Source organism: Alginatibacterium sediminis (genome assembly GCF_003610775.1).
GTDB lineage: Bacteria > Pseudomonadota > Gammaproteobacteria > Enterobacterales > Celerinatantimonadaceae > Alginatibacterium > Alginatibacterium sediminis.
In genome coordinates this window covers 1,169,349-1,179,837 of sequence record NZ_RAQO01000004.1, presented here as the reverse complement: position 1 = coordinate 1,179,837, position 10,489 = coordinate 1,169,349, and the positions used below count along the sequence as shown (strand labels likewise).

Here is a 10,489-nt window from a genome sequence, read left to right as displayed (position 1 = left end):
TCTGGAAAAAGCGAGTGCTTAAGCCGCAAATTAAGCCCCACTATATTCATTAATAGTGCGGAGCTAACCCTTCACAAAGTTAGGTCTATCAGCCAAGTGTTCTTCATAAGAGCACTTGGCTTTGTAGTCGCATGAGTAATGTAAGTTTTACAAGCCAGAAGCAACGAGTAGAAAGTACATCAGGACAACTTAAACAAGGTTGTTTTTAATTGCAAAGGGTACAAGTTCACTCGCATTTTTCAAGTTTAATATTTCGACCATCTTGTACTTGTGAAACTCTACGGTACGGCTAGAAATATTAAGAATGTTAGCGATTTCTTTTGCTGAATTGCTTTCCACTAAAAGTTGTAATACTTCTCGTTGTCGTGTGGTTAGCTGTTCAAGTGGGTCAGCAACACCACCATCACTGTTTTTGTAAGCATCCATTATATCTGCGGCTAATGCAGGGGTAATATAGGTTCTGCCTTTAAGAACCGTTTTGATAGCAATAATTAGCTCTTCTGGGGCTGAGTGTTTTAGCAAATATCCATGGACCCCTGTATCTAAGGCCTTTAAGGCGTATTTAACTTCTGGATGCATGGTCAATAAAATAATTTTTACCCCAATGTCAGCAGCTATAATCTTCTCCGCTGCGTTTAAGCCATTCATTATTGGCATTGATATGTCGGACACGATGATGTCAGGGCGTTGTTTTTTAGCTTGGGTAACTAATGCATTGCCATCTTCGACAATACCGATGATGTCGTAGTCTTCTGAAAGCAGATTTTTGATTCCCTCCGCTACTAAGACATGATCATCTGCAAGAAGAATCCTTTTCTTTTCCATTTGCTGAATTTCCTTAAACTGCTTACGGTTAGCCAACATTACCATGGTAACCGGTAATATGAGAGCAAAACATATTTGGTATTTACTTAGTTATTTTGCGTTCATTACTAATTCGTAGACGATGTTTTACCGACCATTCGATAGAAAACATCTTAGCTAGACGAGGCTACTAAAATAGTTTTAGTTTAAGGGTTAAAACTTATTAAAAGCTTCTCGATATGGTTTCGTTCGAACCCTACACTTTGTCACCCAGTAGGCCTATATCCGTGTTAGAAGTACCTTACTATAAAGCAAGCTTACCCTTGAATTTTCATAGGCTGGGCGTAGACAACATTTTGAGGCGTTGTTACACAGTCTTACTGACTCAAATAAGTTTAGTTGCCCATCTTCAATCATACACATAATTTCTCTTCAAGGGGTTCTTTGGATGAACTGAGATCTAAGATTAGGCTACGGGCTTAAGACTTTTATTGTATAAACATTCACAAGACTTTTTAACATATCTATGAGGAGGACAAATTGGAGATACAGGTGCTAAAAGAGCTTTTTGAGCTAGGCTATGGATGAAAAAGAAAACTGTAGTCGGAGTAATAAAACATTGAGTCAAAATTTCTTGTTACCAAGCTAGCATCTATAATATGATATTAATCAATGCATTATCGATCTTTTGGTCTGTAGTGATAACACACATTGTAGCTTAGCCGCTCAACCAAGTATGTAATCCCCAAAGAAGGACTGGTAATTTTTCGAGTGTTGTTATTATTCACATTTTGCAATCATCACATCATGTTTTATCAGAGATAATGTTGTGAAATTACTCTATGTTGGAGATGAATCAATTTTCTTGGCAATTAATAGGTTTCTTCAGGAAAAGGATATCGTTTCGGAAAAACTTGACAATTGTTTAGATTTAGAACGCTACGTTACATTAAACTATGACATCGTTGTTTTGCACTGTCGTTTCTATAGGCAGTTTATTGAAAACGGTTACAGTAGTATTGTTAACAAAGTTATTGTAATCGGACCATATACTGATTCCTATGCTAAGCAACGATTTAGTTGCGGTGAAAAATACAACTATATCTCTTTTAGTGATTTGGAGAGTCAATTTATCGAAAGCATAACTCCTCATGAATTCAAAACTGTGGCTTAAATTTAACGGCCAAAAGTTCTGACTTAAATCTATTTTTTACTTGTAGAGTAAATATTACTAACTTCACACAGTGGTAAGCCGCTAATTTCTTGGACGCTTAACTAGTTTCTTCTTTAGCAAAGAAATAACTATGGGCAGTCTTACCATGGGAGTTTTCGCGCCGACTCAAACTAACGTTGAAAGTTTTGTTCTTATAAACAACATCGCCAATCTGACCAGGTATTTGGCCCCCATATTTTAATGAAATAATACCTGCTCTCAAGTGAACGCCATCAAATAGCCTTCAATAACTCGTAGATAATCAAACCTGCTTTAGGGGTATCCTTCATTGTCAAACTCACAACCTGTCGGGAAAAAACATCTATATCAATCCTTGATATAAGCAGCCTTCATTTGTTAGAAAGTAATTTAAAGTCAGTCACTTATATTTATTCGGATTCGCTATATTAAAGCTTAGGGTCAGCGAGATATCCGCAGTATTAATAACATGTCCCCCTGCAAAACGAGGATGAAGCTTATAACTGCGAGTAGCCTTTAATCGAGCTTGTTTCATTCTAAGGTAGACTTTGCTTTTCCTAAGCTCTTCGCCATTATCTTTTAAATCTATGGATTATTTTTACAAGGAATAGAGCTGTCAAATTCGCAGTTTATACGGAAAACATCACCAATTAGTGCTGTGTAGGCGGCCATTGTTAATGGCGTTGTAGTGCAGTTGATTAGTAATTTTTCGGATACCACCTAAGTCCCGCTACTGTCAAAATATGCCTAATGATTGAATAACACTAAGATTATAGGCGAACAAATGATGAGTTTTAGCAAGCGACTGAGCAAATCACTAATAATTTTGAATACGCTTTTCATCCCATCGGTGCTGGCATCTCAAGAAGATACAAAGAACGTACAAGATATGTCAGACCCATTGGCGGTTTATCGCCAAGTAGGCGGTGGTCTCACTGACAAAGGAATTAATCTTAAACTTGGTGAAGTTTTCGACACTGGAAATGAAGCAACTATGGGGATGAATATTATAGAAATTAAAGGTATTGGAGGAGCCTCACTAGGATTTAGAGACAACAACGAATCGCTTTATACAAATGTAGACGATTCAATTGATACTATGCGTTTTCGTCGTTTTAATGTTGATTTGACTTCAGGCAGAGGTTCACAGCTTGATGTAAATCTAAACTTTGATCGAGATAGTGCAGATGGCAGCTATAGCATTATACAAGCCCTACCTAAGTGGAAGTCTGTGCAACTCTACCCCCTTGGCGGTTTAGGCTTTTCAATTCAAAATGATAGTAAAGAGGGTATTACCGTTCCTGGTACATTCGCAGTATTGGGTTTCTACGGTAAACTTGCGCTAACAGATAAAATTTGGATAAATTACAATCCGGTATGGTTAACAACACTTGTCGGTAGTCGTGAATATAAAGAGACTTATTTTGCGAAAGACAATAATCTAATCACCCATGAAGCGGCTATTTCATATCAGATTACACCTCGGGCCAACGTGCGCTATTTTGCTAACTGGAATCAAAAAGTGGATGTATTAGATGGAGATCATCGAATCGAGTTCAATTATCAACTTTAACTTTGAAAAATGGCATATCAAGACTATTTATCGATAAAAACCGTGGCTTCAACGGGCACTCGTCCAACTATATAGTCAAAACCCTGGGCTTGATAATCTTTTGCCAACTCGGGTGGCACATCAATTAGCCCAATCTGTACCTCCGCTTTACTACAAGCCTCGGTAAAACTACGCCATAGATCCTGTCGAATGACTTCGGTTTGTAACTGTTGCCATAGGCCGATAGGGACGAAAGCTTGTTCGAAAACACCTAGCCAGTATGGCTCTATAAGCAAGTTTCGGATCTGGGTTGCCAATAAAACTAAGGTGAGTCCATTTTGTAACAAATGAAGTAGCTCAGAGTTATAATACTGCTTTAATTGTTCATAACTACAAACCAAGCGTAGCTTGGTGATATCCAAGTTCCCCTCTCGATAAAGCTCCACAATTTGTTCAAAAGGATTATTTTCAAATTCCTGATCGAGAAAGCATAGGCAATAAAAGTCTTCCGTTTTTTCCGTGCGCAAATCCGCTAGGTTTACGCCGGCCCAACTCGCGACATCCTGTTGAACATCGGTTCTGAACACCCGCTGAGGAGCTGAGTCTTTTATGGGCGTGTACTGACGTAAGTAGCGCTGAGTAGCTTGGAATGCGGTCATAGCTAAGGGTTCTAAATACTCGATTAGCTCATCAACCGTAACAGTAAGGGCTAAACGTAAATTTAGATGCTGGATCAATGCAATGCTTTGCTTGAAAAAACGATCAGCTTGTTGATAGACGACAATAACAGGTGGGCAGTGTTTTAGTTCTGATAAGCCATCGAGTAAAATTTTAAAGTCGTCGTCAACTTGGGATAAATCGATTACAACGACATTACTTTTATCCAACTGGGTTGCGCCTGCGGCATAACGACTACAACTGACGCCAATATCAGAAATCCGTTGGTGTAAGCGGCTATCCATTTGGGCCTGATAAAGACTAACTTTAAGGGCTTGTTTCCATGTCATAAATTGAATTTTGGAATCAACGTTATGTTGTTCTAAATTCTGCAGCAATTGTTGCTCATCTGCGCAAAATGAAAAATCCCCTAATGAGAATTCCATTGAAGGCAGGCTTTGGCATATATAAATAGTTATATGTGGATACTGGGCCAATACTAAAGCCAGGTGATGTAACTCTTCATCGCTTAGACCCTGGCAATCAGCGACCAAGATGGCTGTCTCAGGGTAAGTGATTAGAAATTGTGACAGACTCTCAAGATCTGCAAAATTGTTAACTTGGGAGACATGTTGGCTAATATCCCAATCGAGCCGAAAACTAGCAGCGGCATTTTGTTCAAACTCATCGGACTTAACACTTGGAGCCAGCAGCATGCCAAGCTCCAATTCACTGATATAGCCGGTGTACATAGCGGTCCTAGTTAATAACTAATGTTAACGGCATCAGCCGCTTGCTTAGCGTTATCGACTGCAAGTTCGATTGAGTCGGCACGATTAAGTGCCACACCTAGTCGGCGTTGCCCATCAATATCGGGCTTACCAAATAAACGTAGTTGTAGGTTAGGGCAATGATAGGCATTTTCTAAATTTGAAAAGCCAATATTTGAGGATGTACCTTTGCCAAGAATAACAGCCGATGCACTTGGCCCATGTTGATGTATATTCCCTATTGGCAAACCTAAAATTGCACGTACATGCAATGCAAACTCGCTTAAATCTTGTGATATGAGCGTGACCATACCGGTGTCGTGCGGGCGAGGAGAGACCTCTGAAAACAATACGTCTTCGCCACAAATAAATAGCTCAACCCCAAACAAACCATAGCCACCAAGTTCGTTGACAACCTTTTCAGCCATGGCTTGAGCTTTCAATAATACCGTTTCAACCATGGCTTGTGGCTGCCAAGACTCTCGATAGTCGCCGTCTTCTTGGCGATGGCCAATCGGCGCACAAAAGTGTACTCCGTCAACGGCACGTACTGTTAGCAAGGTGATTTCATAATCAAAAGGTACAAAACCTTCTACGATAACCCGTCCTTCACCACTGCGGCCTCCAGCTTGCGAATAATCCCATGCTTTTTGAAGTTGCTCTGGGTTACGAACTAAAGATTGGCCCTTTCCTGATGAACTCATCACTGGTTTGGTCACAAATGGAAATCCAATTTGTTCCGCAGCCAGTGAGAACTGTTCAAAGTTATCGGCAAAGCGATAAGCAGAGGTAGGAATGCCTAAGTCTTGAGCTGCAAGATTACGGATCCCTTCACGATCCATAGTCAGTATGGTTGCCCGTGCATTGGGCACTACATTCAGGCCCTGCTGTTCAAGCTCCAATAGGGTGGCGGTAGCAATAGCTTCAATCTCAGGCACTACAAAGTCTGGTTGTTCAAGCGCAATTACAGCTTTTAGGGCTTGAGAGTCAAGCATGTCAATCACATGTGAGCGATGAGCAACTTGCATCGCTGGCGCATTCGGGTAGCGGTCAACGGCAATCACTTCGACGCCTAGTCGTTGGAACTCAAGAGCAACTTCTTTGCCTAGTTCACCACTGCCAAGTAGCATTGCTCGGCTAGCATTCGGACTTAAAGCGGTACCTAACATGGTTTACTCCACTAATAGATTTACTGAGATATTAAGGTTTGGATAATGGTTTAAGAATAACTGAAGTTCGGGGGCAAACGAAAAATCAGCATTGGTGTTCTCATGAACCTCAATGGTATCAACGTTCTCCATGCTTAGCCCTTGCAGCTTTATTTGAGACAGCAATAGCAAGAATGGGGAGACAGAGGGACTAAATGCTGCATTTTCAAGATAAGCACTCCAAACAAGATCTTGGCCTTTCGCTTTAGCCACTAATATGGATGGTGAACTAGAATAGGGTGCATAGCTGGCCGATAGTTGATGTTGCCGCGATGTAAGCTCGGAGAAGCGCTCGACATTGATCCCTTGCTCTTGTCCCAAGTCTTTTGGGCCAAATGAGTAGGGCAGTAGTTGCTCAAAACTAAATTGTTGGTGGTTCACGCGAACTTGTAAATGGGCAGCATCGCTAAACTCATTGATAAATTGGCGGCAATAACCACAAGGTGCGGCGTTAACCACGAGAGACTTAAGGCTTGAACATTGATGACGAAGTGCATTAAACAATGCTGCTTGTTCAGCGTGTAAAGCGTTAGTCAGAGGGCCATATTCAAGTTCCAAATTGGCTCCAAAATAGAGCGCACCATTGTCATCAATAACAATCGCTCCCACATAGAAGTCAGAGCGAGGTACTACCGCATGCGCAGCAGCTAAAGGTAATAGTTTCTGCGCTAGAGCTTCAGGCTCTAACTGTAGCTCTTTACATAAGGCTGCGGACTTGGCGGCAGGGATATACTCTGGCAGTTTATCGCTGCCAAGCATCGTTAATAGGCTTATTTGTTCAGCGGTAAGTGGCTTGCTTGAGTTAGTGAACAAAAGGTGCTCCAACACTAGAAATCTGGCGCATATTGTAGCGAAACCGCAGCTTTAACGCCAACCTATCACGCACCTGGCGTGACTTGAGCCCACTAAATCGGATCGATTGCTGTTTTAGTGGACAATTTCGTTCTAACCGAGTTGATCCAGATAATTAGCGAATATTTGAAGTTGTTTTAACTTGGACTCATCGTGTTGATGTTGCTGATACAAAGCCTGCAGTCGCGCTATCGCTTCGAGTTTTGGTTGCTCAATACGATCATGGCAATAGGCTTGCCATTTCAGCGCTTCATGTTCGTCTAATAGGTGTGGGAAGTTACGAGCCTTATAGCGCGGCAGCAAGCGTTGTAAACGTTGATCTTTAAACGCAAATTGCTGAGCATTAATGGTCAGTGGGTCTGCGAACTGAAGGCTTTCCATAAGCGCTTTATCAGGGCCTGAAACAAAGCCATCGTAGAGTGATGCTTCAGGATCTCGGCCTTGTTCAAATTCCCGCTCTATGGAGAAAAGCTGTTCTATCTTGCTACGGATTAATTGCTGCTGGCTTTGGATTAAATTAAGGTTTTGGCGGCACAAACTGCGATCAATACCAAAACTCTGGGCTCGCTCGGGGCTTAAGGCGGCCGCTTTGGCAACAAAGGGACTTTTGTTGATGTGAATGCTTTTGATTGGCACAGGACTTTGATCTGGTGCCAGTTCGCTGCGGCGGGTATAGAGCCTTGTTGCTAGCTGTTCTATATCTAAATCAAGCAAAACTTGCGCATCTTGATTTAAGTCGATGCAAATAACGGTATTGGGATTTGTTGGATGTTTGAGTATTGGCAGAACCCAAGACACACAACCTTGCTGTGCTCCGAACATGCCCGATACGTGCACTACTGGATTTAGGTCAGATAAAGAAAGCAACTCTGCAACGTTTTGCTTTCTTCGTAATTGATAAGCGTAGTCAAATAACTTGGGCTGCTTAAGCTTAAGTAGCTTTGCAAAATCAATAGTTGCTTGTACATCGCTTAGTGCATCATGGGCATTAGTATGCCCAATACCGTTGGCTGCGGTGAGTAGTTCAAGACGAAAACTGGGAAGACCATCTTCGGACTCGGGCCACTGAATGCCTTCAGGGCGTAGTGCATAACAGGCGCGTGCCAAATCAATAAGGTCCCAGCGCGAATTTCCATTTTGCCATTCACGAGCATAGGGGTCCATGAAGTTACGAAACAGGGTATTGCGCGTCACTTCATCGTCAAATCGAATACTGTTATAACCCAGAGAGCAAGTACCAGCTTGTGAAAATTCAGCATTAATCTTCCGAATAAACTCAAGTTCACTTACACCTCGTTGATTTGCCATCTGTGGCAAAATACCAGTAATCAAACAGGCTTCTGGATTAGGTACATAATCTGGACTTTGTTGACAGAAAATATTGATGGGCTCACCGATCGGCTCTAAGTTCAAATCGGTTCGGATAGCGGCAAATTGTGACGGACGGTCTAAAGCCGGATTAACGCCAAAGGTTTCATAATCATGGAATAAAAAAGTTTCTGCCATCGGTCTTCCGTTTATTGATGTTCATGTCAGTTAAAGGCCGTACTAGTATAGCAAGTCTTTAAAAGCTGTGCGCAAGACTGTACTTTAGTCTGCTTCGACTTGTAGAGCGAAGCCGCACAGTGTAAATTCTCCGCTGTAATTAAGAGCCTTGGCTTTTTCCCTCAGTCGTATGAGCCAAGGTGAGATAATAATTAAACCAAAGGATCCGCGAATTATGCGAATTATTCTGCTAGGCGCACCTGGTGCCGGTAAAGGCACACAAGCTCAATTTATAATGGAACGTTTTGGCATTCCTCAAATTTCTACTGGTGATATGCTGCGTGCGGCTATTAAAGCTGGTACCGAGCTCGGTAAGCAAGCAAAAGAAGTGATGGACGCAGGTCAATTGGTCAGCGACGAACTTATTATTGGACTTGTTAAAGAACGCGTAACTCAGGCTGATTGCAAAGAAGGCTTTTTACTAGATGGCTTCCCACGTACCATTCCTCAAGCGGATGCCATGAAAGATGCAGGTATCCAAATTGATACCGTACTTGAATTTGATGTCCCTGATGAAGAAATCGTTAAGCGTATGAGTGGTCGCCGTGTTCATTCTGGTTCTGGCCGTGTATATCACTTGGTATACAATCCGCCTAAAGTCGAAGGTAAAGATGATGTTACTGGCGACGACTTGTCTATTCGTCCAGATGACGAAGAAAGCACCGTTCGCAAACGTCTGGGTATCTATCATGACCAAACGAAACCCCTTGTTGACTATTACCAAGCTGAAAAAGCTGCAGGAAACAGTCAATACCACCGTATTGATGGCACACAAAGTGTAGAAACTGTCAGCGAAGAATTGTTAGAATTGCTAGAAGCATAAACGGTTTGTTTTGTTAAACAAAAGCGGCTACGGCCGCTTTTTTAGTCTTTGTAGAACAAGGAAGCATCGAATGTCGCATCAGCAAACAGAACCTTTAGCTATCGCGGAACTGAAAGTTGCCGTGGTTATGGTAAACCTCGGGACTCCTGAAAAAGCGACGCCTTCGGCAGTTAGACAGTTTTTACGTCGTTTTTTATCAGATCAACGAGTGGTTAGTATTCCAAAAATAGTATGGCAACCCTTGCTTAATCTAGTTATTTTGCCGCTGCGTGCAAAACGAGTCGCTAAACTTTACGGACAAATTTGGATGGACAAAGGCTCCCCACTCAAAGTTATCAGTGAGCAATTACGCGATAAAGTTGCCAGTAAAGTAACGCCACAATGTGAAGTCTATTTGGCAATGAACTACAGCCAGCCAGACTTAGAGCATGTATTAGATAGGGTGCTAAAAGAAGGGCATCAGCGAGTACTATTATTACCGATGTACCCGCAGTTTTCGTCTACCACCACAGCTGCAGTTTACGATGGCTACCAAAAAGCCTTGGCAAAACAGTTCTATTTGCCGGAGCTACGTACTATTAATGATTACTATCATGAACCTTTGTACATTACAGCTTTGTGTAATTCTATAGAGCAACATTGGCAACTACATGGACGCAGTGAGAAGCTAGTGTTTTCATTTCATGGTATTCCTGAGCGTGTGGCTCATAAGGGTGATCCTTATCCGCAGCATTGTGAAGCAACGGCGCATCAAGTGGCTAAACAATTGGGACTTGGCATTGACCAATGGTGCATGAGTTATCAAAGTCGTTTTGGTAAAGAGAAATGGTTACAGCCATATTGCGATGCGCTTTTGACCGAATTAGCTGAAAAAGGCATTGAGAGCGTGGACGTTATTTCACCGGCATTTGCAACTGAATGCCTAGAGACCATTGAAGAAGTCGCCGACGAATTACGCGAAGTGTTTTTGGAAGCTGGCGGTAAGCAATACAGTTATATTCCAGCTCTCAATGATAATCAGGATCATGTTGAGCTTTATGCACATTTAATTCGCAAGCATAGCCAAGATTGGTAAGTTCTTGGTAA

The 10,489-nt window shown here is 41.9% G+C and carries 9 protein-coding genes; 4 read left to right on the top strand and 5 right to left on the bottom strand.

Annotated elements, in window-relative coordinates:
- Window positions 1-189 precede the first annotated feature (189 nt).
- Window positions 190-825 carry a response regulator gene (locus DBZ36_RS08370; protein ID WP_120354446.1) on the bottom strand — a complete coding sequence of 212 codons (636 nt, stop codon included), beginning with the start codon at window positions 823-825 and terminating at the stop codon, window positions 190-192.
- 808 nt (window positions 826-1,633) lie between these two features.
- On the opposite strand from DBZ36_RS08370, the gene DBZ36_RS08365 reads away from it, so the two are divergent.
- Window positions 1,634-1,978, top strand: a complete 345-nt coding sequence (locus DBZ36_RS08365) for a hypothetical protein (protein WP_120354445.1) — start codon at window positions 1,634-1,636, stop codon at window positions 1,976-1,978.
- 802 nt (window positions 1,979-2,780) lie between these two features.
- Window positions 2,781-3,569 (top strand): hypothetical protein, encoded by a 789-nt coding sequence (locus DBZ36_RS08360; protein WP_233558104.1) that lies wholly within the window; start codon window positions 2,781-2,783, stop codon window positions 3,567-3,569.
- A gap of 23 nt (window positions 3,570-3,592) precedes the next feature.
- Here DBZ36_RS08360 and DBZ36_RS08355 read toward each other — a convergent pair whose 3' ends face one another.
- From DBZ36_RS08355 to sbcB, 4 genes are all read right to left on the bottom strand, one after another.
- Window positions 3,593-4,957: a hypothetical protein gene (locus tag DBZ36_RS08355; RefSeq protein WP_120354444.1), complete on the bottom strand. Its 1,365-nt coding sequence runs from the start codon at window positions 4,955-4,957 to the stop codon at window positions 3,593-3,595.
- A gap of 11 nt (window positions 4,958-4,968) precedes the next feature.
- A complete protein-coding gene (gene purT, locus DBZ36_RS08350; protein ID WP_120354443.1) occupies window positions 4,969-6,144 on the bottom strand; it encodes a formate-dependent phosphoribosylglycinamide formyltransferase in 1,176 nt (391 codons plus the stop codon).
- A 3-nt stretch (window positions 6,145-6,147) separates the two neighbouring features.
- Window positions 6,148-6,996 (bottom strand): cytidine deaminase, encoded by an 849-nt coding sequence (gene cdd / locus DBZ36_RS08345; protein WP_120354442.1) that lies wholly within the window; start codon window positions 6,994-6,996, stop codon window positions 6,148-6,150.
- Window positions 6,997-7,128: 132 nt separating this feature from the next.
- Entirely contained in the window at window positions 7,129-8,541 is a 1,413-nt protein-coding gene (gene sbcB / locus DBZ36_RS08340) for an exodeoxyribonuclease I (RefSeq protein WP_120354441.1), read from the bottom strand.
- Between the two features lie 214 nt (window positions 8,542-8,755).
- Between sbcB and adk the strand changes: the two genes are divergently transcribed.
- Complete coding sequence (gene adk, locus DBZ36_RS08335) at window positions 8,756-9,403, top strand: adenylate kinase (protein WP_120354440.1); 648 nt, start codon at window positions 8,756-8,758, stop codon at window positions 9,401-9,403.
- A gap of 70 nt (window positions 9,404-9,473) precedes the next feature.
- On the top strand, window positions 9,474-10,478 hold the full coding sequence (gene hemH / locus DBZ36_RS08330; protein WP_120354439.1) for a ferrochelatase: 1,005 nt from the start codon (window positions 9,474-9,476) through the stop codon (window positions 10,476-10,478).
- The last annotated feature ends 11 nt before the right edge of the window (window positions 10,479-10,489 follow it).